Source organism: Paenibacillus sp. FSL K6-2859 (assembly GCF_038008265.1).
GTDB lineage: Bacteria > Bacillota > Bacilli > Paenibacillales > Paenibacillaceae > Paenibacillus_AQ > Paenibacillus_AQ nitricinens.
This window is the reverse complement of the sequence record NZ_JBBOYU010000001.1, coordinates 1,261,133-1,286,663: the sequence shown is the minus strand read 5'-3', so window position 1 is coordinate 1,286,663 and position 25,531 is coordinate 1,261,133. Positions and strand designations below refer to the sequence as shown.

General features: G+C 44.0%; 23 protein-coding genes. 10 read left to right on the top strand and 13 right to left on the bottom strand.

What is annotated here, in order from left to right; translation table 11 throughout:
• Positions 1–71 precede the first annotated feature (71 nt).
• Complete coding sequence (locus tag MHB64_RS05650) at positions 72–710, top strand: pentapeptide repeat-containing protein (protein ID WP_094874034.1); 639 nt, start codon at positions 72–74, stop codon at positions 708–710.
• A 13-nt stretch (positions 711–723) separates the two neighbouring features.
• Here MHB64_RS05650 and MHB64_RS05645 read toward each other — a convergent pair whose 3' ends face one another.
• Positions 724–1,194: a SprT family protein gene (locus tag MHB64_RS05645; RefSeq protein ID WP_081382729.1), complete on the bottom strand. Its 471-nt coding sequence runs from the start codon at positions 1,192–1,194 to the stop codon at positions 724–726.
• 120 nt (positions 1,195–1,314) lie between these two features.
• Between MHB64_RS05645 and MHB64_RS05640 the strand changes: the two genes are divergently transcribed.
• Entirely contained in the window at positions 1,315–1,677 is a 363-nt protein-coding gene (locus MHB64_RS05640; protein WP_094874035.1) for a hydrolase/acyltransferase, read from the top strand.
• Positions 1,678–1,742: 65 nt separating this feature from the next.
• Positions 1,743–1,880, top strand: a complete 138-nt coding sequence (cmpA, locus tag MHB64_RS05635) for a cortex morphogenetic protein CmpA (protein ID WP_094874036.1) — start codon at positions 1,743–1,745, stop codon at positions 1,878–1,880.
• 75 nt (positions 1,881–1,955) lie between these two features.
• On the opposite strand, the gene MHB64_RS05630 is transcribed toward cmpA, so the two are convergent.
• Together MHB64_RS05630 and MHB64_RS05625 are read right to left on the bottom strand one after the other, a co-directional pair.
• Positions 1,956–2,123 carry a hypothetical protein gene (locus MHB64_RS05630; RefSeq protein ID WP_223178934.1) on the bottom strand — a complete coding sequence of 56 codons (168 nt, stop codon included), beginning with the start codon at positions 2,121–2,123 and terminating at the stop codon, positions 1,956–1,958.
• 125 nt (positions 2,124–2,248) lie between these two features.
• The gene (locus MHB64_RS05625; RefSeq protein ID WP_341133908.1) at positions 2,249–5,611 is read right to left on the bottom strand and encodes a DUF5107 domain-containing protein; all 3,363 of its coding nucleotides are present in this window, start codon (positions 5,609–5,611) and stop codon (positions 2,249–2,251) included.
• Between the two features lie 174 nt (positions 5,612–5,785).
• Between MHB64_RS05625 and MHB64_RS05620 the strand changes: the two genes are divergently transcribed.
• A complete protein-coding gene (locus MHB64_RS05620; RefSeq protein ID WP_341133907.1) occupies positions 5,786–6,679 on the top strand; it encodes an AraC family transcriptional regulator in 894 nt (297 codons plus the stop codon).
• Positions 6,680–6,758: 79 nt separating this feature from the next.
• Here the strand turns inward: MHB64_RS05620 and MHB64_RS05615 are convergent, their stop codons facing one another.
• Complete coding sequence (locus MHB64_RS05615) at positions 6,759–7,253, bottom strand: DinB family protein (RefSeq protein ID WP_179281735.1); 495 nt, start codon at positions 7,251–7,253, stop codon at positions 6,759–6,761.
• 168 nt (positions 7,254–7,421) lie between these two features.
• On the opposite strand from MHB64_RS05615, the gene MHB64_RS05610 reads away from it, so the two are divergent.
• Positions 7,422–7,985 (top strand): CGNR zinc finger domain-containing protein, encoded by a 564-nt coding sequence (locus MHB64_RS05610; RefSeq protein WP_341133906.1) that lies wholly within the window; start codon positions 7,422–7,424, stop codon positions 7,983–7,985.
• Positions 7,986–8,448: 463 nt separating this feature from the next.
• Here the strand turns inward: MHB64_RS05610 and MHB64_RS05605 are convergent, their stop codons facing one another.
• Both MHB64_RS05605 and MHB64_RS05600 read right to left on the bottom strand, forming a co-directional pair.
• Entirely contained in the window at positions 8,449–8,967 is a 519-nt protein-coding gene (locus MHB64_RS05605) for a GNAT family N-acetyltransferase (RefSeq protein ID WP_341133905.1), read from the bottom strand.
• 111 nt (positions 8,968–9,078) lie between these two features.
• Positions 9,079–11,058, bottom strand: a complete 1,980-nt coding sequence (locus MHB64_RS05600) for a translation factor GTPase family protein (RefSeq protein WP_341133904.1) — start codon at positions 11,056–11,058, stop codon at positions 9,079–9,081.
• 175 nt (positions 11,059–11,233) lie between these two features.
• Between MHB64_RS05600 and MHB64_RS05595 the strand changes: the two genes are divergently transcribed.
• The gene (locus tag MHB64_RS05595; protein ID WP_341133903.1) at positions 11,234–12,025 is read left to right on the top strand and encodes an SDR family oxidoreductase; all 792 of its coding nucleotides are present in this window, start codon (positions 11,234–11,236) and stop codon (positions 12,023–12,025) included.
• An 86-nt stretch (positions 12,026–12,111) separates the two neighbouring features.
• Positions 12,112–13,080 carry an S-layer homology domain-containing protein gene (locus MHB64_RS05590; RefSeq protein WP_341133902.1) on the top strand — a complete coding sequence of 323 codons (969 nt, stop codon included), beginning with the start codon at positions 12,112–12,114 and terminating at the stop codon, positions 13,078–13,080.
• 386 nt (positions 13,081–13,466) lie between these two features.
• Here the strand turns inward: MHB64_RS05590 and MHB64_RS05585 are convergent, their stop codons facing one another.
• On the bottom strand, positions 13,467–14,213 hold the full coding sequence (locus MHB64_RS05585) for a hypothetical protein (RefSeq protein ID WP_341133901.1): 747 nt from the start codon (positions 14,211–14,213) through the stop codon (positions 13,467–13,469).
• A 165-nt stretch (positions 14,214–14,378) separates the two neighbouring features.
• Between MHB64_RS05585 and MHB64_RS05580 the strand changes: the two genes are divergently transcribed.
• The gene (locus MHB64_RS05580) at positions 14,379–15,437 is read left to right on the top strand and encodes a UvrB/UvrC motif-containing protein (protein WP_341133900.1); all 1,059 of its coding nucleotides are present in this window, start codon (positions 14,379–14,381) and stop codon (positions 15,435–15,437) included.
• A gap of 116 nt (positions 15,438–15,553) precedes the next feature.
• Here MHB64_RS05580 and pbfA read toward each other — a convergent pair whose 3' ends face one another.
• From pbfA to MHB64_RS05550, 6 genes are read right to left on the bottom strand one after another with little or no spacing between them, the layout of a single operon-like run.
• Positions 15,554–16,909, bottom strand: coding sequence for a (R)-1-hydroxy-2-aminoethylphosphonate ammonia-lyase (pbfA, locus tag MHB64_RS05575; RefSeq protein ID WP_341133899.1), 1,356 nt, complete (start codon positions 16,907–16,909; stop codon positions 15,554–15,556).
• Positions 16,899–17,714: a phosphonoacetaldehyde hydrolase gene (gene phnX / locus MHB64_RS05570; protein ID WP_094874047.1), complete on the bottom strand. Its 816-nt coding sequence runs from the start codon at positions 17,712–17,714 to the stop codon at positions 16,899–16,901. The genes pbfA and phnX overlap by 11 nt, the downstream gene beginning before the upstream one ends.
• Positions 17,711–18,805 (bottom strand): 2-aminoethylphosphonate--pyruvate transaminase, encoded by a 1,095-nt coding sequence (gene phnW / locus MHB64_RS05565; RefSeq protein ID WP_094874048.1) that lies wholly within the window; start codon positions 18,803–18,805, stop codon positions 17,711–17,713. Before phnW ends, phnX begins: the two co-directional genes overlap by 4 nt.
• Before the next feature lie 28 nt (positions 18,806–18,833).
• Positions 18,834–19,835, bottom strand: a complete 1,002-nt coding sequence (locus MHB64_RS05560; protein ID WP_341133898.1) for an extracellular solute-binding protein — start codon at positions 19,833–19,835, stop codon at positions 18,834–18,836.
• Positions 19,836–19,882: 47 nt separating this feature from the next.
• On the bottom strand, positions 19,883–21,502 hold the full coding sequence (locus MHB64_RS05555) for an ABC transporter permease subunit (RefSeq protein ID WP_218832798.1): 1,620 nt from the start codon (positions 21,500–21,502) through the stop codon (positions 19,883–19,885).
• Positions 21,495–22,247: an ABC transporter ATP-binding protein gene (locus MHB64_RS05550; RefSeq protein ID WP_094874049.1), complete on the bottom strand. Its 753-nt coding sequence runs from the start codon at positions 22,245–22,247 to the stop codon at positions 21,495–21,497. Before MHB64_RS05550 ends, MHB64_RS05555 begins: the two co-directional genes overlap by 8 nt.
• Before the next feature lie 197 nt (positions 22,248–22,444).
• On the opposite strand from MHB64_RS05550, the gene MHB64_RS05545 reads away from it, so the two are divergent.
• Together MHB64_RS05545 and MHB64_RS05540 are read left to right on the top strand one after the other, a co-directional pair.
• Complete coding sequence (locus MHB64_RS05545; protein ID WP_341133897.1) at positions 22,445–23,218, top strand: DeoR/GlpR family DNA-binding transcription regulator; 774 nt, start codon at positions 22,445–22,447, stop codon at positions 23,216–23,218.
• Between the two features lie 562 nt (positions 23,219–23,780).
• Positions 23,781–25,124: a methyl-accepting chemotaxis protein gene (locus tag MHB64_RS05540; protein ID WP_341133896.1), complete on the top strand. Its 1,344-nt coding sequence runs from the start codon at positions 23,781–23,783 to the stop codon at positions 25,122–25,124.
• The last annotated feature ends 407 nt before the right edge of the window (positions 25,125–25,531 follow it).

Genomic DNA, 25,531 nt, shown 5'->3' with positions numbered 1-25,531 from the left:
ATTGACAAATCTGCTAAACCCTATGATAGTTAATTTAATTAGAAACAAGCATTCATTAAATGGAGGTACATATGAAATTCAAAATGGATTCACCTAAAATAACCGATCCAGAAGCTCTACTCCCTGAGCAAATATACTCACTACAAACTAAAGATGAATTCAGTCGTTGCAGCATAAGCGATACTGTTATTGATAATCAAGAGGCTAATAAGGTCAGCTTTGATCAGGTAATTTTTAAAAATGTAACGATTATCGAGTCCTCCTTAACGGGGATTGAGCTGATGGATGTGATTTTTGAGCGATGCGATCTATCCAATGTGGATTTTACGAATGCGATTATTCATCGAACCGAGTTTAGAAACTGTAAGCTCATCGGTACGGACTTTACAAGAGGCAGATTCCAGAATGTTCGCGTGGTAGATTGTATCGGGGATTTCGCGACCTTTCGATTGGCGAATCTGAAGCAGGTTACTTTTGAGAATAGTTCATTGATGAGCTCTGATTACTACCAATCGAATTTTCAGAAGGTCAGCTTCAGCGAATGTAATATTGATCAAGCCACAATGTCAGGATCAAAGCTTAACGGGATCGATCTTAGTGACTGCGAGTTCAGTGGCTTGATCGTGGATATACAAGATTTAGAGGGATGCATCATTTCGCCTCAGCAAGCTGTTTCCTTTGTAGGATTGATGGGATTGGTTATAAAATAACACCCTTGCCTGCTTACTGGACTTCCAGTGCCAGCAGCTTCAGCTTACCCGAACATTTGCCGCATCGGTAGCGCTTTGGGTCTACTTTTCGCTTACGCGGATACTCCATGGCACACGCTGTACAGATCAGCTTGTACCGATAAGGCAGTGACTTCCGTGCTTTGGCACCCGGCAATGTCTGACAATAGCGACTCCCGCCGACTTGTGCCAGCAGTCTTTTGAAATCCGTGTCACGATGCATATACCCTCGCTTCGCCAAATGCAGATGATAATGGCAAAGCTCGTGTTTTATAATTTTCTCCGTCTCTTCTCTACCGAACATAGCAAGCTGATGGGGATTAATCTCTATATTATGGCTCTTGGTAAAATATCGACCACCTGTTGAAGATAATCGGCTGTTAAAGCTTGCCTTGTGCCTAAAGGGTACGCCAAAGCTGTCCCGTGATACCTGTTCAATCCACAGCTGCAGCTCTTCGTTGCTCATCGTTTCCATAGCGTTCTATCACAAGTCCTTTCCACGGGAATTAAGATCTCTACTTGAATTGTAACTTGTGCATAGGCTAAACTGTCAAGAAGGAAGACAAGTACGGAGGGAGAATGACCAATGCCGAAAATGCGGTATGTAATTTTGCAGCAACATCAACAATTGCAATTCGTGGAAATGCCCGAGGAATATGCGTACCAGCTAAGTGCGCTCAATTTACGTCTAAACAAAGAAATCGACAAGCTGACAGCCGATAATGTACCGGATCTGCCCTTAGCCATTGCTGAGTGCGATTCCCTGGATCTGCTGCGTGAGGACTACTCCCTGGAGTCTGGCCTGGATTATATCAATAGATTGGAACAGGCCTTTGCCTCTGTTCAGGAGCAGAAGAACTATCCGCTCATTTCCCTGCTGACCGAGATTCGGGCGCTGCAAGCTCAATTAGAGCAGTGGTATGAAGAGGAAGCAGAAAGCATTCTGTAAATCGTCACCTTTAGGCTCATTTCTCCATATGCTAACTTACGTAAGCAGTTAGAGGAGTGATACCCTTGCCACAGTGGCTCTGCCATCAACTGATGAAAGCCTATTACAAAAAAGACCGCCGTCAGATCAAGCTGCTGAACGAGTGCTGGTTCTTTTATCGTAATTCTGCGGAATCACCGGATTCCATCCAGAGAAATTTATAGGATTCGTTACATTCAAAAATCCATCCCGCTTCTTACAGGGGATGGATTTTTGTATAGGATTCGTGGTGTTCCCAATTAGAACATAGGGAATACATATCTGACCAAGAAGAAAAGTGCTCCGAAAAAAATAATAATATAAGCAGCATATTTAATAAAGGTAGATGCGACAACACTGGAATCCGATTTCCTTTGCACCTCTGTATGCTCCACTTCAACGCTTCTATCTTTATAGCCCGGTTCCATCATCAATCTCTCCTTTCGAATATAGGCTGGTAGATAGTCTCCATTAACCCGGGGCTTTCAGAGTTGAAACAAAATTCCAAATCGAACCAGTTATTATCCGGCATCATGAAACTGCTCTATTTCTTTTACACTTTCAAGCACATCGCCTTGTGAATACGAGCTCCCTGATGGTTCGGCTCCAAGTGCAACGCTTCCTCAAATCGTTCTTTCGCTTCTGCCATTTTCCCTAAGCCTAATAAGCCTAAACCCATCATAAACAAGCAATGTATTTGATTACGTCTATTCAGATCATCCTCGAATACGAGGAAATCAGGTAAGGATACGGCAAAATAATCAATCTTCACCTCATCAAAGAGATGTCTTTCTGCGAAATCGATCAGCTTATTAAAACGCCGGTTCGCTTCCTTCGGATGATTCAGCTGTACCCATGCTAAGCCCTGATAGAAGATCATTTCTGGCGGCTGATCGTTGTAGTACATCGCGCTGGCTGGTTCTTCCAAGCCTTGAGACGCAATCGCCCAGTGTCGAGCAGCTTCTTGCATCTTGCCTAATCCGTTATAAGCCACACCAAGCTCATAATACACATTATTCTCTTGCGCCCCATCGAGCTTACCTTCACCTAAATTCTCTGGATAATGAAGTGCACATGTTAATAATGAGATAGCCTCTTCATATTGGCCTTCCTGATTCGCCTGCTTACTCCGTTCAACAAGCGCCAAAACATATTGTCCCGTAGCTTTCCCTTCGCCACCTTCCCATGGATGGAATTGACGTCGTAATAGAACGGACAAGGCTTCTTCATGCTTGCTAAGCAAATTCAGTAGCGTCACATATTCTAGGTATAGATCATCCCGCTTCTCCACAAGTGCCATATGCTGTTCCAGTCTCGCCATACGCTCCTGAGCAGAAACGCCCATCTTCTTATACAGTTGATCCAGCTCGTAGAATACTCTCGCATCATTCGTATTGCACTGGAAAGCTTGTTTAAGTGACTGCAAGGAAGCCTCAGCATCATTACGCTTATTGTAATAAGCAAGCGCAAGGTTACGATGAACCGTCGGAAAACGATCATCAAGTGCGACGGATTGCTCCCAATGGCGAATGGCATCGTCGGCACGTTTTTTGTCATAGCATAGATTTCCTAGATAATAATAAGCCTTACTACCTAGCGGATTGCAGGCAATCGCACTTTCTAATACCTGTAGCTCAAACAAGCTATTCGGGAAGCAATAATCAGAAGATGCGGATTGGGCAAGCTGACGCTGCGCTGTCGCCTCTTCCTTACGGCTCAACTTCTCGTAAACATAAGCTAATGTGTAATGCACCATCGGATACATGGGTTCATTCGATGTCATAGAAATCTGCTCTAACACCTGTGCAGCTTCCGCGAACAATCCGCTGCCTGCATAATCGGAAGCCAGATTTAAATAGTTATGCGCATCGTTTCGCATGAACTGTGCAAGCTTCATCTGAGCCTCAGCTGCTTCTTTTTGTCGCCCGAGCAATGTAAGCGTAAGCACTCTCTCGTACGCTGCCCCGAAGTCCGCGATATCTAGTTTCAATGTCTCCTCTGCGAATGTAATCGCCTCAGAATAACGTCCAAGCTTGCGTAAAAGTGCTGTTTTTACATGTCTTGCTTTATAGTTTCTTGTGTTACGTCCCAAAGCTCTAGTTCCAAGCTCCAGCGCTTCTTCATACGCCCCACGTTTACAAGCAATTTGACTCAATGCATTGTATCCACTGTCTTGGAATGCTGCAGACCATACTGCCTTATAGAAGGCAGCAAATGCTTCTTCATTGCGATCCTGCAGTCGAAGTGCTACACCTAGCTGATAATAGGCTTCACTATCGTATGGGTTTGGATTCCGCCAAGTCAGCGATTGAATAGCTGTACGGAAATGATTCTCCGCTTGCTTGAACAATCCCCGACGAAGCTGCAGCGTTCCATAGGCCACATTCAGACGAATATCGGATGCATCTCTTTTTAAGCCTTCTTCATAGTATTGCTCTGGCTCGAACGTGGCATGGCGGTATTGCTCTAGGTGAACACCAGCCAAATACAATTGCTCTGTGCTTTTTAATTCTTCCGGCAACGGAAGTGGCTTTGCTGCATCGGGGACCTTCTCAATGCTAGGCATCGCTGGGCGATATGAGATAAGGCTGTTTCCATTCGCATCATATACCGTTACGATTAACTGATGGGGTTGATCTTCATCATCTAACGTAATAACTGATTTGTAGGTCAGTTCTGGAGAGAGCGTAACCGTCTCCTTCACATATGTTCTATGCTGACCTTTTAGCTCAATAACCGCTCCTTCGAATACCGAAGTTCCGTAGGCCATCACCGTTGCAGTCCGGGAAGCCTCATCCACCTCAAGATTGACAGCTGCATCCATTGAGGCATTTTTCACTATACCGATGTTCTTATAAGGCATGAAATATTGTGTAAATGACTTCTCTTCATACGGCTGGAGCCAAGTGAAATCGGGCTGATTATCTGTAAATACCCCTGTCATTAATTCAATATAGGGTCCATCCTCATCGGTTAAATTACGATCCCATGCTTGACCAAATTCGCCGTTCCCCCAAGTCCACTGCTTTTTACCCGGAGATACATGGTGATTCGCTACGTGAAGCAGACCCGCTTCAACCCCATGATCATAGCCGCCCACGAAATTATAATCGGATTTGAACGCCATGTATGACGTAGGAACCGGGATATTTGCATAGCGCGAAATATCTACACCTTCGGAATAGTCCATCTTGTAATACGTTCCTGTTGCAATAGGGAATCTGGACACATCACGCTTACCATGATCGAATACGGCTGTGACATCCGGTGGAAACACCGATTGCGTATGGTCATTGACCGCAACCGCAGGGTTTGCCCACCATAAGAAGGTTTGTGGCTCCGAAGTGCGGTTATATAGCTGTGCAGTAACTTCGAGATAGGCTTTTCCTGGATGCAGCGTGAGGCCCGTTGTGACCTTCGTTCCATACATCCGGTCAATTTCACTCACCCATACGGTTGCACTGCCATCTTCATTCTCCGTCATCACATGCTCCACAGGGCCAAACGTGTTCGGACGATGATGCTGCGGCCAGTTAAATTCAATCCCGCCCGAAATCCATGGCCCGGCCAGACCCACAAGTGCAGGTTTAATCACGCGATTGTAATAAACAAAATCATAATTGTTCGTCTTGTCCAGAGCACGATAGATACGGCCACCAATTTCAGGCATGATCTCGATGCGTACATATTCATTTTCGAGCATGACCATCTGATACGATTTCATTTCTTTCTCATCCATAATTTTATCAACCACAGGATGTGGATATACTCGCCCCGAGCTGCCTTGATAGACACGCTTCTCTAGGAACATTGGATTTTTATCGGGTTCTCCTGTTTCATAGGTAGGAATTTCAACCATTTCCCCCCAGATGTGGACGCTGTTCGTTAAGATTCTAGAAGGCTCTTTCATACTCATTTCGTTCTCTCCTCCTTCGTGATATAGCTCTAATTTATCGTTGAATACGCTTTTAAACAATTGACGATAATCTGTAACTGATGGACAATATTCTTATCCTAAAAATAATATTCTCCTTATGAATAGGTTGTTATTTTAAATAAATAAATTATGTTCTTAAAAAGGAGGGTTATCATGACAGATATCTCATTAAAGCCGGATGGCTTCGATGAGCAGAAGCTTTTTGTGCTGCCCGATTTCATGATGAATGAATTACATGAGAATCCGTTAACAAATTCCTTCTATGTAAGTGACATTGGCTGCTTCCCAAGAGCGAAGTTTCATTATCGAGAGCGTCCACAAGGATGTGAATCGCATATTCTTATGTATTGCGTAGAGGGTGAAGGGTGGATGGAGAGCCCTCTCAATAAGCTGATTCAACTAAAAGCAAGACAATTAGCTGTCATTCCTGCCGGAACGCCCCATCGATATGGCGCTTCAAATGAGAACCCCTGGACGATCTACTGGATGCATCTAAAAGGAACACATGCTGCTGCGTTGATTGAAACCTATGCCTTGGATAAAGAACCGCTAACCTTTACCCTGAACCTTCATACCCAATGGATCGACGATTTCGAGCAATGTTATGCCCTGCTATCGGATAAGCCGTATGCTATGAGTAATCATATTTATGTGTCTCAGTGCATTCGCCATCTGATCAGCCATGTGGGATTGAGTACCATGAACTCTGAGCAAGATAAAAAAAACGAACGTTATCTTGAGCAAGCCATTCGCTACATGACGGATCGAATCAACAGCTCCATTTCACTCCCGGATGTAGCGAAGCATATGGGGTTATCGAAGCAGCATCTAATTTATTTATTTAATCAAGAAACCGGGGTTCCCCCGATTGAATTCTATCTGCGCCTCAAAATGCAGCGTGCCAGTCAAATGCTGGCATTAACCGATCTACATATTAAAGAAATCTCTAGTGCTATCGGGATGCAGGACCCCTACTACTTTTCTAGATTGTTCAAAAAAATAATGGGATGCTCGCCGACTCAATATCGAAGCACCCCAAAAGGTTAAAATAAAGAAAAGCCACACGACCGCTGCACCAGGTAAACCAGTATAGAGGAGTGTGGCTTATATTTTTGTTGTAGAGGTTCTAATTAAAACTACGGTTGGAAACCCAGGAGCCTTGCAGTTTACGAAGCATAATAATTTGTCCGGTGTGGTATGAATCATGCAGGATAAGACTCATTACCTCTTCCCCTGGGGCATGACCCGAACCACCCCAATCATATGCGCCTTCTTCCAACGCTTCAATGATTTCTCTAAGTGAAGCGTGCACCTCCTTCAGGTCTGCAACGGCCTTCGCCCATGCTTCTTCCCCTTCCGTTGTTACAGTGAAGGTATCATCGTTGCTTTCAGCATCAGGATGTTTGGGTAACCCTTTTAACTTTCGCAGCAAACGCACCTTATAATATGTTAGATGGTTGACCGTCTCCCAGATAGAATTGATTGCATTCCCCTCTGGCTTCCAAAGTGCCTGTTTACTGTCCACACCTTCCAGTGCATCACTTAACGGCGGGGCCCAATCCTCGACATCCATGCAATAATCCCAATTTTGCAGCAAAACCTCACTGATTTTATTTTGCATGTTCAACCTCCTAATCCTAACTGAATTATGTAACTACTTAAACCATAATATAGTGGTTACAAAAGAAATGTAGCATAATTCCACCATCCTTTCAAGTAACTAGCTAATCTTATTTTTAACTGTTACAATTAATGTTATCGAGGGTTGTGCGGAAAGGATGAACCGAACGTGTTGTGGGAGGATTTCATTAACAGTTACTGGCGGGATTGGCGAACAGGGAATAAGAATAAGGACCGGGATAAGCTCGAAGATCCGGAGTGGCTAGCAGAACAGTTGAAGAAGTATACTCTACTAGAAACAGAAATGCCAAATACTATAGAACTGAAGAAGCTCAAAGCGCTTCGTTCCCTACTATGGGGATGGGTACAGGCTATTGTACAAGGAAAATCGATGGATGGAGAAATGCTGAAGCAGCTCAATGTCTATATGGACAAGGGTCCTGTTACGCGACGAATTGTATGGAATAGCGACGATCAAGCGGAGATTTCATTATTACCACTATATAGCGGCTGGGAGCAGGTAATGGCGGAGATAGCGGCGTCTTTTGCGGAGGCATTGCTTGAAAAAGAGCCCTCTCGATTCCGCATCTGCGATAATCCTGATTGCCTTTGGGTGTATTACGATGATACACGTAACCGTTCTAAGCGTTACTGCGATGACAAGGCCTGCGGCAATCTCATGAAGGTAAGACGGTTCCGGGCGCGAAAGAAGGCTGAGTCTGAGGGGGAATAAAAAGTCGCTTTGATGAGGGGTCCGATATATGACCTAGCTGAGCTGTTGTCCTCTAGCAGCATTTTCTAGCTATTGAACGATCCCTGTTACTAAAACAACCAGGCAACGCTTCTTCGATTATTTATCTGTGGAATAGCTGTATTTCATACACTTATTCCGTATGTAAATGGGATCATCGTGACTTTAGCTGTATTCTATACACTTAAAACCTAGAGAATTCACCCATAACGTGATAAATCACGAAAATAGGTGTATGAAATACAGCTATTTCCTTTGGAGAGTTATTCGCGGGGAGAATAGTTGCACAAAATACATCTACAAGCTCCTACACCTTGCTCCGGGCTTTCTATGCCTATATTCCAGTTAATATGGGGAGCTCCATCGGCTTTCTTTGCCTATATTCCAGATGATGCGGAGGAATGGAAGCTCCATCCGAGCTAAAAATCCCGCCTATTAGTTTGGCTTATCTACCTATAACCCTAATATCTCTCCACCCGATCATGATCTCTTCAACCATCTCATTTCCAATCTTCACTTCCTTCGTCGCAACAGATTCACCACCCACTTTGTGGTAAAAATCAATCGCCGGATTGCCCACTAGCACCCAAGTCATGAACGAGCTATAACTTTTTTCCATCAAATGCTGTGCTACACTTCTTATGAGCAGCTTCCCTAGACCTTGTCCTTGGTATTCCTTAAGCAAATAAAGTGCGTATAGCTCTGCATCGTACATATCTGCCTCTCTTCGGGCTCCTCCATTTCCAAATCCAATAATCGTCCCCGCCTCATTTTCAGCTACATACATGACCTCGTCTTTATGGGGATTTTCAAAATTCAGAATCCAACGCTTCTTTCTAGCTTCCACGGTAATACTATCCAGAAACTCGTCCGATATTAGCCCTTTATACGTAGTTTTCCAACTCGAAGCGTGAACGAAAGCGATCCCGTCTATATCCCTAGATGTTGCTTCTCTGATCTTCAATTCATAATCCCCCTTTAGATTTCGGATAAAAGCTTTAGCTAGTCCAGCATTGACATTACTTCCTTATGAGTAATAACTGCTTATGGATTCTCTGGTTAATTCTTTCTTAACTTACCCCTGCAATGCCTTACGCACGCTTAATATATATTTCGCCTGATCCAGCGGATTCACACCCCGGCGGGTGCGCTCAGCAGATACGTCAGGTGGACATTCTTCATAGCCGGCAAAAAAAGAAGTGAATGTGCTGCGCCCCTTCGTGTAGGAGCTTAAAGTAACGGGATAATCAAGCGACGTTGCCAGCGGCAAACGCCCTTCGATGATCATCCGCTCGCCTTGCAGCACAGGTGGCTCGAAGGTGCCGCGCATCTGAACCAAGTCGTTCATCACTCGGCCGCCATTCTCCTCAGGGACAACGATACGAACCTGAAGAATCGGCTCCAGCAGCTTAGTGCCTACCCGTGCGAGTCCATCCATAATCCCCATTGGAGTCGCTACGGCAAAATCCAGCGGATGGGTATGCCATACATGATGCTGTCCCTCAATCAAGGTCACTTTAAGATCGGTAACCTCCCACCCGTACAAGCCCTGCTGCAACGCTTCCGGCACACGACGTGCGGTCTCGCTCTGATATTGCGGCAGTAGATCGGAGCTCCGCACTATCGAATCATAGACTAAACCGCTGCCAGGAGGTCCAGGCTCAATCTGAAACCTCAGAATCGCCCAGCATGGCTTAGGCATCGTATATGCTATAAAACCTTCCCCAACAGAGGCTGGCGTTTCTTTATAAATGACAGAGGGCTGGCCAAAGGTGACCTTGAGGCCATATCGCTCCTCCAGAACACTGTTCAGAATCTCCAGCTGGATAGGCCCCATTACTTTGATATGCAGCTCCCGCTCATCCTGCAGCCACTGCGTATCCAAGAGCGGATCTTCATCCGCCAGCTCCTGCAATGCTCCGATAACCTTATGGTCATCCATATCGGTTCCCCAGAATACGCGCACCGTTAGCAGCGGTACAGCGAGCTTCGCTTCCGCCGGTATCGCCTCCGGATGACCAAGCACATCTCCGATCCGCACCCCCGATAGACCATAGAGTACAGCGATATCGCCCGCTTCAAGCGCTCCGACATCCTCAGTACGGCCGCCCTCGACCTTGCGGATCTGGGTCACTTTTCCCTGAATATCCTGTGTGTAGTTCATCACCGTATCGCGGTTACGGATCATCCCTTCATAAAGGCGGACAAACGCCATTCGCCCCATGCTTTTATCACGTTGAATGTTGTAAACGATACCTGACACCGCACCCTCAACATTCCCACCAGCCCGCGGAAAATACTCAACCATCGCGTCCAGCAATGCAGTAATGCCAAGCCCCTTGGCGGCAACACCATAAACCATTGGGAAGAAGCGTCCTGAAGCGGAAGCTGTCTTCATATATTTTTTCCAGGCTGCAAGATCAATCGGACTGCCTGACATATACGTCTCCAGCAGGTCTTCATCCCGCTCAGCCAATGCCTCTAATAATTCTGTCTGTATAGCAGGATCAGCATCCCTTCCCCATAAATCAATAGCTTCTATGTACTCCTGCTCTTTGCCTATCGGTTGCTGAACAGGAATGATATCACTAGATAAATAATTTCTCGCTTGTGCCAGCACAGCCTCAGGGTCTGCACCTACACGATCCATTTTGTTCATAAAAATAAGCGTCGGTATTCCCAGCTTCCTCAGCGCGTTCCAGATCATCTCACTTTGAGCCTGCACACCCTCTACCGACGACAAAATTAACACCGCACAATCCATCACTCGCAAAGACCGTTCAACCTCTGACAAAAAATCGACGTGTCCCGGTGTATCAACGAGGTTGATCTGCACGCCTTTCCATTCAAAAGAAGCTAATGCCGCCCGAACGGATATTCCTCGTTGCCGCTCCACATCCATAGAATCTGTCAATGCTGTCCCAGTGTCTACGCTGCCAAGCGCCCGAATGCGACCGCTTTCATATAAAATATGCTCCGTTGTTGTCGTCTTACCGGCATCCACATGAGCAAAAATCCCCACATTAATCCGTTCTGCCCCTTGCTGCTGAATCATCTATAGTTCCCCTATCATGAGCTAGATTGATCTAAATTTATATTGTACAAGTCCTTATGTCTCATAGTAATACATCGCTCCTTGTTGTTCCACCCTCATGCTAAATTGGTTAGATTCAGCTATGCCGGGTATGTAATTACTATTAAGAGATCTAACGTCAAGGAGGAAATTCATCATGACAGAGAAACGTTTGCAAAATAAAGTTGCAGTAGTCACAGGCGCAGGTTCTGGTATCGGAAAAGCTACCGCCATACGGTTCGCCCAGCACGGAGCTACGGTGTATATGCTTGATCGGACCCCGGAGGAATCCTACGAAACTAAACGTGAAATTGAATCCATTGGGGGTACAGCTGCAGTTATCGAATGCGATGTTTCCAATCCAGGTCTTGTCGAAGAAAGTATTCGTAAGGTTGCGGATGATACTCAAAAGATTGATATTATTTTTGCGAATGCCGGCATTAATGGTACATGGGCTCCAATCGAAACACTAGAAATCGAAGATTGGGACCAGACGTTAGATACCAACCTACGCAGTACCTTTGCCACAGTAAAATATGCTATCCCCCATATGAAAGAAAATGGCGGCAGCATCATTATCACTAGCTCTATTAACGGAAATCGAGTGTTCTCGAACATTGGTGCTGCTGCGTACTCCTCTTCCAAGGCTGGACAAGTCGCTTTTATGAAAATGGCTGCGTTAGAGCTGGCGCAATACGGTATCCGCGTAAATGCGGTTTGTCCTGGATCGATCGACACTCAAATTGGAGATAATACGGATAAGAGCGATGATCTTCAAGAAGTGAAGATTCCTGTGGAATATCCGAAAGGCAATCATCCTCTGGAAGATGCGCCCGGTAAACCTGAACAAGTAGCCAATCTAGTATTATTTCTCGCCTCGGATGAGTCTTTCCATGTCACAGGAACTGAGATCTATGTAGATGGTGCCGAGTCACTCCTTCGCGGATAACATTTTACTTGAATCTTCATAATATTTTAAATGACCTGCAACATTTTGGTCTAATCTACCATCTAAGGGTATGGAGGTGACGCATAATGAAGAAATCATTATTCATAAGTAATGTCAAAACAATGACGATAGCCTGCGGTATTCTAGCAGCAAGCCTGTCATTTGGAGCATCCGCTTTTGCTTTTTCGGATTTGAAAGGTGATCCTGCGGAAGCAAAAATTAACTCCCTGCATAAAGAGGGAATTATAAATGGAGTAGACAGAGATAAGTTCGCGCCTAAATCTAAAGTAAGCTTTGCCCAAGGCATTCAGTTCATCGTTGGTGGTCTGAATCTGTCTCCGAAGCCAGAGGCGGGTAACAGCTCATCCAAAGCCAGTGATTATTTTGATAAGGTGAACGACAAATCCTGGTATGCTTCAGCCTTCCTGACTGCTAAGCAAAATGGTCTTTCACTTGATCGAACAGTAGATCCTAACGGAACCATCACCCGTGCTCAGTTCGCTCACTTATTGACGCAAGCACTGCAAAGTAAAGGTAACTTCCCGGTTACACTGATGTATGTAGACATTAAGGATGGCGATAAACTTTCTACAGAGGTTATAAATAGTCTCCAGATCCTGCTGAATACGCATATCGCCACACTCGATAAGAACGGTAATTTCCGGCCAAATGATGCCATTACCCGCTCGGAAGCAGCCGCTCTAACCTACGATGCAGCTGCTTTTGCCAAACGCGTAATTGTGTCTAATGGCAGCCCTACTACTCCAACCTATGAGACTGAGGTTACATTAACCAAAGCGGGTGAAGGAGTAAATAAGGCTACGCTGACCGTTAACAACTTACCGCATCCAGGATATGGACTAGTGATTGAGCGAATCGAATTTGGCAAAGACAAGACCGCTGTCATTTATTTTAATGTGACTGCTCCTGAACCAGGAAAAATGTACGCACAGGTGATCTCAAAAGCATCTGTTGTCACTTATCTGCCAGAGGGATATAAAGCGATCGCTAAATCGGTATCCGGATCTACATCTTCTTCTAGCGCTACGCAATAAAAGGTATATATAGATTGAACTTGAGATTTTTAGAATTAAGGGTCAGTCGCAGCTACAGTGAATATTTGGACTTCCAGCCGCTGTTGTCTCCAGATTTTCTTGATTTGTACCGCTTATAGTGGTTGAAATCCGGAGACAAAGGCGGACGCTATCACTCCTACAGTTCCAAAATTCCCTTCCCTACTCCATTCCCTTTCCTCAGGTTTCTAAGTTCATTTTATAAACAAACAAGGGGGTGCTTCAAAAGCCATAAAATGGCTGCTGAGACACCCCTTGTTTGTTATTTATTTTCCTCCATACACTTAACCCAAGCTCTGTTTTATTTATCACATATTTGGACTTCTAAAGGACTCATAGTCGCTATTGGCATAAAAAACCTCTACTTCTCAGGGTGTCCATTGATCATGAATAATGCCTACTAGAGCATGATCCTCTCCAATCTTCTCAAAAACTAGGCGCAAGCTGCGCCAGTCCATCCCCTCCACTGAAGGATCGATGCCAGCAATATGATACTCGACGAAATCGTATTGATCCTTGGGATACACTTCGTTTAGGTTATTGATTGTCGCCCCTTGCCCAAGTCCCTTATTCACAGCAGTCTCAGCCATCTGCATAAAGTCCGCATCGTAGACAAATCGCTTGTAGTAATCTGCAAATGTCATCTCAATTAAATCACCCGTGCCAGCAAATGTCCGCCACACCCTTTTGGTGGAATCATTCATTAATCCTTCTACTTCATCCCTCGTGAATACAAGATCCTTCTTCGTATCCACATGTGCGTATGGAGAAAAGCGTAATCCTTTCTCCCCATGAACCCAGGCCGCCAACTGCTTCATATCCTTATTTTTAATTGACCTTATGACTGTCGTCGCAGCTTCCTCTACAGTTGGCGGAAGTCCCTCCTGATCCAGTGGCTGATCCGTGCTTGATGGCTCCGTCTCCTGTAGTGGCTCCATAGTAGCCGCTGGTTGTGCAGTTTGCGTCTGCTCTGGCGTTTGCTCTGGCATCTGCATTTGCGTCTGCTCGGGGGTCACCTTCGGTTCCGTTCCCGCTTCCGGCGTTCCACTGCATGCTGCAAGCCATAGCATAGCTGCTATCAGCGCGAGCCCACCTATATTTCTTGCGAAGTACATTAGATCCCTCCTTATCATTGATCCTCTATTCTTCAGACTGATTTGAACAAATGAAGGTTGCAAGCTTATACTAAAACTATTAATAAGATCTGGATTGACGGAGGCGTTACTATCGATTTATCAGAGAAACTAAAGAGCCTTCCCCTGACTCCCGGCGTGTACCTCATGAAGGATGGCCTCGGCCATATTATATATGTGGGTAAGGCGAAACAGCTGAAACGAAGAGTAAAATCCTATTTTCAAAACTCGAAGTCTCATTCCCCAAAGGTAAAACAGCTCGTTCGCCATATTAAAGATTTGGATATTATCCTTACAGACACCGAATTTGAGGCTTTTATGCTGGAGTGCAAATTAATTAAAGAAATAAAGCCCATGTACAATAGAAAAATGAAAAATCCACAGGCCTATACGTATATTGTAATAGGAACGGATGATAAAATGCCTTCGTTAGATATAACCTATGATCCTGCTGTCCATAAAGGTAACCATATTTGGGGTCCCTACACAAGTAGAAGTACCGTGGAAAGAGCCGTGCAAGGCATCAAGGAAAGCTCAAAAATTCTTTGCAGCAATCCAAGCTTCAAAAATTCTTTATGCCTAAATCATTCGCTTGGCTTATGTATAGGGATGTGTGCAGGCGGCGATGCTGCCGTTCAATATAATACAATCATTGATAAAGTCATTGCCCTACTAAACGGAACAGATTCCAGCCTCCTTGTGGAGATGGAGCAGCAGATGACTGAAGCTGCAGAGCAATTTGACTTCGAAACCGCCGCCAAATATAGGGATTACATCGGAGCCATCAGCTTCCTGAATCACAAAGAGAAGGTTATTGAATTCGCTGCAGAGAATCAGAATATCGCGATCCTTGAAGCCATGGATGAACAAACGCTTAAACTCATATTGCTCAAAGGCAATCGCATCCTGGCGCATACTAAGCTTGAATACGATCAACCCGATATTACTCACCTGCAAGCCGTTATAACATCAGCGATTGTAGATACTTTCCGCGGTGAACTTAACCAGTCCCCGGCAGCAATTACTCGCCATGAAATTGACGAAGCACAAATTATATACAGCTATTTAAAAAGCAGCTCCTGCAGCTATATCATCGTGCAAGAGAATTGGCTTGCAGCCGAAAGTCCTCCCCGTCTAGACATTGCGGTGGACGAGCTGTTGCGTATCTTTTTAAATGCTGCTCCAGCCCATTTGTATAATTTTTAATTCTAGATATGGGTCTTGACTGCGACAAAGGCGGGCGTTAACGCCTTAAACGACAAAACAGGTTTCTCCCCCCATGTACGGAGCGGAAGAAACCTGTTTTGAAGCTTGCCTATCTCTCAGCTATATTTACTTAATCCTTCATCCAGAAGATTAATTGCAAAAGTTAATTGCTCTTCAGACACAATAAGCGGAGGATGCCAAGTGATGCAGTTCCCTCCAGCTAATTTAAAAGAAAGCCCATTCTCCAAGCAATAATACAGGACCCGCTCAGCTAATTCCTCATTTTTCTCTTTAGTGTCTCTGGACCTCACAAGTTCAATAGAAATCAGTAGTCCGGCAATACGGACATCTCCTATGCAAAGATGTTTAGCTGACAGAGCCACAAGCTTGCCTCTTACAAATTCAGACCTGCTGATACATTGTTCCTGCAGATTTAAGTCATCGATATAATCGATGGTGGCACAGATCGCCGCACTTCCTAACGCGGGTTTCTCATGGGTATAGTGACCCAAAGAAATATCCGCCGCACAATCATATTGCGTTCTGGTAAGCACCGCCGCTTGTGGGATCACCCCTCCGCCTAACCCTTTTCCGAGCACGAGAATATCCGGTTCGATCTCGAAATTCTGATGGACGTAGAACCTTCCGCTTCGCATTAGCGCTGTTGGAATTTCATCAAAAATCAATAGGATTCCATATTCATCACATATTTTTCTTAATCTTGTGAAATAAGATATAGGCGGGATATGCGTATCCGTCGCCCGAATAGGCTCAAGTAAGATCGCTCCAATCTCTCCTTCATGCTGAATCATATACTCCAGATAGTCGAGGCAGAAGGTAGAAACTATTTCATGAGAATGACTTCCCAGCAGGTTGCGGTATGCATTAAAAGGAATGGCTTTCAGCATTCCCGGCATTTGCGGGCCCATGTCCTTTTTAAACACGTATTCTCCTCCGGCAGCGATCGTGTCCAGCCCCGCGCCATGAAAGGACTCCCACATGGAGATGACCTTATGCTTCCCTGTCCATTTGCGAGCAATCTTAAGGGCCAGACCTACAGCAGCACTTCCGGAAGGCGTAAATAATACTTTATAGTCCTTTGAGGTCGTTTTGTTGATTAAAGCTTCCGCAGCTTTCACCGCAATATCTGCCGTAAATCTTCTTGGAATGAACGGTAGATCGTCGAGCTGTTTTTTCACAGCTTCAGTTACGTAAGGATTCTTATAGCCAATCTGATGAATGCTATTTCCATGAAAATCAAGATATTTGCGTCCATTCACATCTGTGATATAACATCCCTCAGCATCTACGATACTGTTCAAGCACGGCGTTGACATGGATTGACGCATATATGCACGCTCGTCCGCTTCGATCCTGTCTACACTCACAGCGCTTAACTGGTTCATCCACTCTTTCCGCAAGGGGCTAAAGTTAATGTCACCTTCTCTTTGTAGCTCATGATTATCTCGCATAAGGTCTGATTCCTTGAGAAATCAGGACATTGATTCGCCCAATCAGCTGAGGCAGCTCACTCATCGATTGAATCGTAAAGTCTGCCCCGTTTTGTATAAAAGAGGTCTGTGTCGCAGAGATCACCGTCTCCTTCTCCACATCTGAAAGTGCATTAAATTCATCCTCGCTTAACCCCATTTCAGAGCTTCCAATGATTACACCTACGGACCAGACGCCTGCATTAACACCTTCTTGAATATCTGAAATCGTATCGCCTACCTTAACAACCTTCCATGCTGCCGATAACTTTAAAGCTTCCATATTATGATAAATCATATACGGGTAAGGTCTTCCCAGTGAATGTGTTCCATCCGGAGTGATTACATAATCAGGCTGATAGCCCTTTCGAGCGGCATTCGGAATCACAACATCCATCATGGACTCTGTATATCCAGTGGTCGAGCCAATCTTCAGCCCTTGATTTCTCAAGACTTGAATAGTTTCAATGACCTCCGGAATCGGATCAGTATATTCGGATAAGGATGCCATCAGGGCCGGTTCGAATTCAGCATACAGGTTCTCTACATCCTGTTCAGTAAAAGCTCTGCCATACTTTTCTTCCCACATGGCACCTACTCTTGGCATGGATAACATCGCACGTATATGATCTATTTTCAGCATCCCCATAGGGGCTCTAGCTTCCTGCATCGTAACTTCAATCCCAGCTTCCCGAAAAATATCAAGGAACACATTCACCGGTGCAAAGCAGCCAAAATCTACCGCTGTTCCTGCCCAGTCCAGAATTACGCCTTCGACTTGATTCATTGTGTCATTCCTCCCATGTATGCTTCGATAATATTACATAAGTTCTGAATATCTTCTTCGTAAATCTCACCAATATTCCCAATCCGGAAGGTGTCGTGCTCCGTTAATTTGCCTGGGTAGAGGACGTAGCCTTTTTCTTTCACATATTCATAGAAATCTTCAAAGCTGAATGTCTCATTCGGAAAAAGAAAGGTGGTTATAATAGGAGACTGCTTATCGTCTGTGATATACGCCTCTATTCCTATTCTCGCAAGTCTTTCTCTCAGTACGCGGTTATTATTCTGGTATCTTGCTGCCCTTGCAGGAATACCGCCTTCTTCAATGAGTTCTTCAATCGCTTTCGAAAATGCAGCCACTACATGGGTCGGAGATGTATAGCGCCATTTCCCATCCGCATCCATCGCCTTCCATTGATCGTATAGATCTAGTGATAGACTACGTGCATTCCCTTTACAGGTGAGCAGCTTATCCAGCTTGGCAATGACAAACCCAAATCCCGGAACACCCTGAATACATTTATTGGCGCTGCTGATTAAATAGTCAATTCCAAGCCCAGGTACATCAATCTCTATTCCACCGAAGCTGCTCATCGCGTCGATAATTAAAGTTTTATCGTACGCTTTTGCCAGTTGTGAAATCATCTCAAGCGGGTTTAGAATCCCTGTCGTTGTCTCGCAATGCACCATCACGATATGGGTAACGGCTGGATCCTCTTCAAGAATCCCTCTAATCTCTGCTTCTAGGGGGAATTCATTATATAGGGCACTATGCGCACGATAATGAAGTCCAATATATTCAGCCATTTGCACGATACGTTCCCCGTAGGCACCATTTGTAATAATCAGAAGCTTATCATCGGCTGATACCGCCGTAGTCAGCACGGATTCCACTGCAAATGTTCCGCTGCCTTGCATAAGAACAGCTGTGTATTCTTGGTTCGTTGCACCTGCCAAATCCAGTAGGCTCGATCTGATCTGTTGCGTAATGTTCTTATAGTCCTGGTCCCAAGTACAACGGTCAAAGAGCATTTGCTCTTTGACCGTGTTAGTAGTTGTCAATGGACCGGGTGTCAGCAATTTATAGTTGTTCATGGCCCTTCACTCCTTGTTCTAATCTTAATTATTTCGCTTCTTTAAAGAATTGCTGATGTTGCTCCAGCAGTTCCACAGTCAACGGCTTAACAAATTTCATACTGTGTGCAGGTTTATGGATATCACTAACCGTTTCATCTTTATAAAGAGCTACTGGGTAATTTGTAATTAAGTCTTTTCTAGCATCTTTAATAATCGTTTCTGCCATTTTCATAGCCAGCTCTGTCGTTGCATCGTCTTTTTTCACCACGGCTACGGATTCTGTAAGTGAGAAGTTGCCTTCTGTCGGATCTACATAGTCAATGGGTGCGCCTTCTTCTTTAGCTAGTACTGCCTGATGACGAAGTCCAAATCCTGCAGCTACTTCTCCTGCTTTTACCTTTTTAATCGGACCGGAACCGGAGCTTTCCAGATGTGGGCCTACATTAGCAACTAAATCATGCAGAACCGTTTTACCTTCTTCTTCCCCGTATTGCGAAATAATCGCCTGAACCAACAACCATCCTGTCGAAGAGTCCATAATGTTCGGAACAGATACCAAGCCTTTAAATTCTGGTTTTGTTAAATCCTTAATGGACGTTGGCATCGCCAAGCCCTTATCTTTAAGCACCGCTGTGTTTACAAAAATAGCACCGGTATTCGCCAAGATTGGCATATAGTAAGCTGGATAGGAGTCTAGCGCATTCGTCGTAAACGATAGATCTTTAAACATCTTGTGTTTCTCTTGCGCACTTTCTACAAAATAAGAGCTCATCGTGATCAGGTTAGCCTCAATTTTGTCTCCCTCTGCCATCAGCTTTCCACCCAGCTCAGAAGTACCCAAGGATTGAAAGAGATATTGCCCCTCGTACCCCGCACCTTTTAGCGCAGACTCCATAGAGGCTACAGCTTCTTCATCCGCATTGGTCAAAATCACTACTTTACTCGCATCACCCGATGCTTTATTTCCGCAGCCTGCTAATGTAAACACCAAACTCAAAGCCACAATAGACAACATGATTCCCTTGATTCCCTTAATTCTTTTAGACATAAATTCTCCCTCACTTTAACTGGTTTTTTTTATATAAAAATCGTTAATCAACGAGAGTTTGATTGCCGTTTCTGGAGATAGTCACCTAGGAGCTTAATGATCAGGTTGGTGCAAAAGATCAGGATGGATAGGACAAACACCTCATTAAATTTGGCGAAATGCTGCAGCTCTTTTATTTTGCTCGCAACTACCGAGGTTTGAGCAGTCACTAGAAAGATAATTCCGCTAATCGTCACCATCGCATTGATAAAATAGTAGCTGACCATCTCTATCACCGTGGATGCAGAGTTCGGTAGAATAACCCGGCGGATCGTTTTCAGCCAACTATCACCTAGTAATTCAGCAGTGGTCTCCCATGATGGGTTCATTTTTGCCAAAGAATTCTTAGCCATTAAATATGGCGTTGTAAAATAATGGACAAGCGTGCAGAGCACAAGAATCGTAAAAGTCCCCTTGAGACTGCTGTTATTAAACAGAAGTAAATACGATAGACCAAGGACCATACCTGGCACCGTGTTCGTCACCATCGATAGGATGTCGAATGTCGCTTTCCCTTTTACGGGCGTACGCACATTGATCATAGCCGCCGCATAAGCCACGATCGTACCTACAATTGCCGTCAATGCTGCTACCAGCAAGGAATTTTTATATACATTGATCAAATCGCTTGATTGAAAAACATCCACAAAATGTTTGAACGTAAATGTTAGATCATAAGGATAGCCATTCATCAGCGGGGCAACGAACATGACAGCGAATACCGCCAGCAGCCCGATTAGAATCACGGATGAGATTAGTCCAAGAACCGAATCTCTGCCTTTATTCGGGATCATCTCGATTTCAGTCACCTTGTCATAATGGAAATTGAATTTTTCAAGATACGTTAACAACACAACCCCGAACGCCGCCGGTATTAACATCAGTACAGCAATAACTGCCCCATTGTTGAAATCCGGTATAGCCCCAAGCATGACCTGATACAGCTGAGTAGCAACCACGTTATACGTCCCCCCCACCGATGCAGGGATCCCAAAATCCGTGAAACTTAGGATAAAAGAAAGTACAAACGCCCCTCCCAACGTGCCCCACAAAGGCCGAACGATGGTGTTCATGAAGCTTCGCAGCGTCCCATCCCCCATAAGCTTGGATACGACGATGAACTTTTTATCAATGTACTTGAACGAATTATGAATCAGCAGGAAAGCAGAAGGTAAGGTATAAATTACGTAGCCTATCAATAGACCATTAAATCCATAAATCTCGAATAAATTCCGTCCGAAGATTCTAGTAATCAGCCCCTGGTTGCCAAAAGAGTACATGATCGCAAATCCATAAGTAATTGTAGGCAGCAGCATCGGGATTAGAATTCCAGTTCTAATAATGCTTTTTAACGGGCGATAGATTCTTGTACAGTGGATAGAATAGGCTAGGATAAAGGCTAGAACCGTCGTGATCATTGCCGTAACACCAGAGACCTTCATACTATTTCCGATGGACTCTCGAATCTCTTGATCTGCCAGAATGGTGAGATAATTGGATACCGAATAGCCTTGACCCGTCTCAAACGAGCGGATGAATAACACAGTCAGCGGCAAAATCAGAAAAACAACAAATAACAATACAATAGGGATAAAAATGATCCGCATTTCCGGTTTGGCTTTAGGCATAATGCTCACCGAACAGGTTATAAATATTTTCCCGTTTCACTTGCAGTTGCCCCAGAATAAATTCTTTTACAAAATCATTGCTAGGCTGTTGAATGATCTCTTGAGGCGTTCCGAATTGGGCAATATGACCTTGATTAATGATGAGAATTTTATCCGACAGGGTTAACGCCTCTTCAGGGTCATGGGTGACGATAATCGTCGTAAGCTTATATTCTCTGGCGATGGATTTAATCCGGGCTTTAATAGATTCCTTGATGATTCCATCCAGTGCGCTTAGAGGTTCATCGAGCAGTAATAATTTGGGCTTCATTACGAGCGTTCTTGCCAAAGCCACCCTTTGCTTCTGCCCACCCGATAGAGCGCCGATCTTCTTCGTTAAATGCGGCTTTAATTCCAGAAACTCGATATACTCCTGAAGCTCATGCTCCGACGTTAATCCTTTTTTATTTTTTAGACCATAAACGATATTCTCGTAAGCATTTAAGTTAGGGAAGAGCGCATAATCCTGGAACACTATATTAAATCCGCGTTTCTTCATGGGTACATTGCTTAAATCTTGATCATTAAAAATGATTTGCCCCTGCTCCATTTTAGCCAATCCCAAGATGATGTTTAGCAAGGTGGTTTTGCCACTCCCGCTGGGGCCGAGTAAGGAGACAATTTCCCCTGCTTGGATGTCTAGACTAATATCCTCTAGAACAACCTTGTTATCGTAATGCTTGCTTATGTTTTGTAATTTAAGCAAAGGTTCCACCTCCTCAAGTACAACCTCAGTATAAAAAGGTTTTGTTTTTGAGGATAAACAGTTACGTAAAATGTATGTAAACTTTAAATAAGTTGTGACTACATTATAATCATATTATGACTAACTTACAAAGGAGTTGTTGCCACCCTATACTAATCCCTTTATACTTCAACTATCGAAAGCGATATAAACTTTGAATGGGTGATTACATGTTTCCACTGGAAAGACAAAAGAAAATCATAGAAATCTTAATGTTCAAAAAGGTTCAGAAGCTGCCGGAGCTAGCAGAAGAGCTTAATATTTCTATCGATACCCTTCGCAGAGATATCAACCTGCTGGACAAGCAAGGGAAGATCAAGAAGATTTATGGTGGAATTAAACTGGTGGAATCGGAGTTTGCTGAATCTCCAATGGATGCGCGAATGGTCGGTCACTTAGAGGAAAAGAAAATGATCGCCCAAAAGTGCAGCGAATATATCAACGATGGGGATTGCATCTATCTGGACAGCGGCTCTACCACCTATCAGATCGCCAAATATATCAAGAATAAAAAGAATCTCACGGTCATTACGAACTCCATTCCTGTGGTAAACGAGCTGATGAACAGTGGGGTTGAGCTTATTATCATTGGCGGAAAGGTCCGACTAAATGAGCAGTCTGTTATTGCATATGATTATCTGTTTAATTTCAGTGAATTAAATATCCTTAAGGCTTTTATTTGCGCAAGCGGCATTACCCTTGAAAAAGGCATCTCCGACTATAATCTGGAGGAAGCCCAAACGCGCAAAAAAATTATCGATCTCTCCAAAGAAGTTTATGTTGCCGCTGACCATACTAAATTCGGGAAAGATGTGACCATCGGTATCGCCTCACTCGATAAAATTGGGTACATTATTACCGACCGTAATATAGATCGAAGCTTCCTGCAGAAGTTTAAACCTAAACGCACGAGCTTGATTATTGCGGAATAATAGCTTTATCATTCTGACGATCACAAACGTACGTAAATAACGCTTCTCCCGATATTCGAGAAGCGTTATTTTGCATGTTTGCTCAAGCATCATTTTCTCCATGCCGCGATACACACTCTCCGAATCAGAAAAGCGATACCCTCATAGACCATTAGGGAATATGTCCCTATAATTCAGTGATTTTTGCGCTGAAGACTACTAATTAGGGAGAACCTCCCTATAATTCAGCAGATTCGTTAGCAAATTTAGAAATCACCCCAATTTTTAGGGACGAATTCCCTTATTCCATTGATTTTATGCAATTATCGGCTATTTTCAGGGAGGTTTTCCCTAATTACTCTTCCAGACATTATTTTCTGAACATCTTTGAACTTAACATCATAGACATCATTTCGTGAATCTCTTAAACTAAAAAATCAGAAGTACTATTACATTATGGAGTGTGAATATGCCCTTGAATCAGATGTCCGAGTTACACAAGAGAAACAAATTAATTCTTTACTTGTTTTGGGGCTGTTTGTTGTTCGGTTCAATTTCGCTTTACAGATTTCCACAAACAATCATGGCGATTATATCAGCAGCGGTACCCCTTGGATTATTGTGTACGATACTAATCTGGAAACGTGTGGCTACACCCTATATTATGTACATAACAGCTATTGGCTTTAATATCATTACATACTTCTACATCGATGCAGGGGCAAACATCATTAGTACGTTAATTCTATATTGGGGTCTAGGCATCGTATCCCTTTATCACAACTATCGCCCCTTACTCCTTAATGGAGTGATAGCTTGCATCTTACTCAACTATTTTCTGATGACCAAACCGGCTTTTGAATCCGTTGATGCCTTAAGTGTTAACGTTTTTCTCATCATGATGATACTGGTTCTGATCTATCAGAGTCAGATTGGTGCGAAAATGTTCAAAAATATGTCTAAGAGCAGCATCGAAGCTGAACATGCCAGAGCGGAAATGGAGACCATTCTTACAGGCGTTACTGAATCCGTAGGAGTTCTGAGTCAATCCAGTAACCTAATGCATAACAACGTACTGACAACAGATCGAATTTCCAAAGAAGTCGTAACCGCCTTCCAAGAGATAGCTAGTGGAGTTGAATCACAAGCACAGAGTGTTAGCGATATCTCAAATGCTATGCAGCAGTTAAACGAATCAGCTATGCAGGCAAATGCTGCCTCCGTCTCCATGAGTAATAGAAGCCGTGAAACGGTTCAAATTACACAAGAGGGGCAAGATGAAATCATTCGCTTAACTGGAACTATGTCTGAAGTTACAGAAATCGTGACGAGTACTGCTGGCTTGATGACACAAATGAATGAAGAAAATCAGAAGATTGAATCGATTGTTTCCAGCATCGTAGGCATTGCTGAGCAGACGAATCTTTTGTCTCTAAATGCTTCCATTGAAGCCGCTCATGCGGGGGAACACGGCAAAGGTTTCGCAGTCGTATCCAATGAAATCCGAAAATTGGCACAGAGCTCCCACAATGCATCCGCGGACATTGCCCAGATTCTCAGAAGCATTCAAAATAATATTACGCGGGTTGGTGATATGGTTTCTAACGGGTTGCTAGTTGTAGAATCAGGTAGAAATTCCACTGGTGATATCGCTCGATTATTCGAGGGCATTCGAAATAATACACACCAGGTGCTTGAACAAGCAGAAGACCTGAAGGACAGGAGCGTTCATATCAGGCACGCATCCAACGTTGTACTGGGCGAAGTTAATTCAGTGGCTGCAATTACCGAAGAGAATACCGCAGCTATTGAACAAGTCCTCGCTAGCGCTGAGGTCCAGCAACAACATGTTTCTGAAACGGTGATTAGCATCAGCAATCTAAATGAGTTAGCTATTAAGTTAGACAAACTAACCAAATCCTCGTAAGCTAGGAAAAAGAATTTACTCCTGTGTAGCCAAGAACTTTGCTTAGGTGATAAGTGATATAAGGAAAATCTCCCTATAAATTAGGTCTAATCTATCATTATGACTAGGTTATACGGAAATCCTCCCTATAAAACGGAGAATTTCCTTAAATACAACTATTTTAGTCGAGATATAAGGAGAAATTCCCTAAACTCTATCATAGTAACCTTCAATGAAAGAATTATAGGGAGAAATTCCCCATAGTTCTAGTGGATTGACCCTGAAGAGGTTTACGTACGGCCGAACGCGTAGAACGCAGCTCCTATAAATAACTAAATCACCCTAACCACATCTAGCGACTCTTCTGTGACCAGGGCTTGAAGCAGCATAATACCAAAACGCAATGAGGTACATTCAGAATCCGCTGG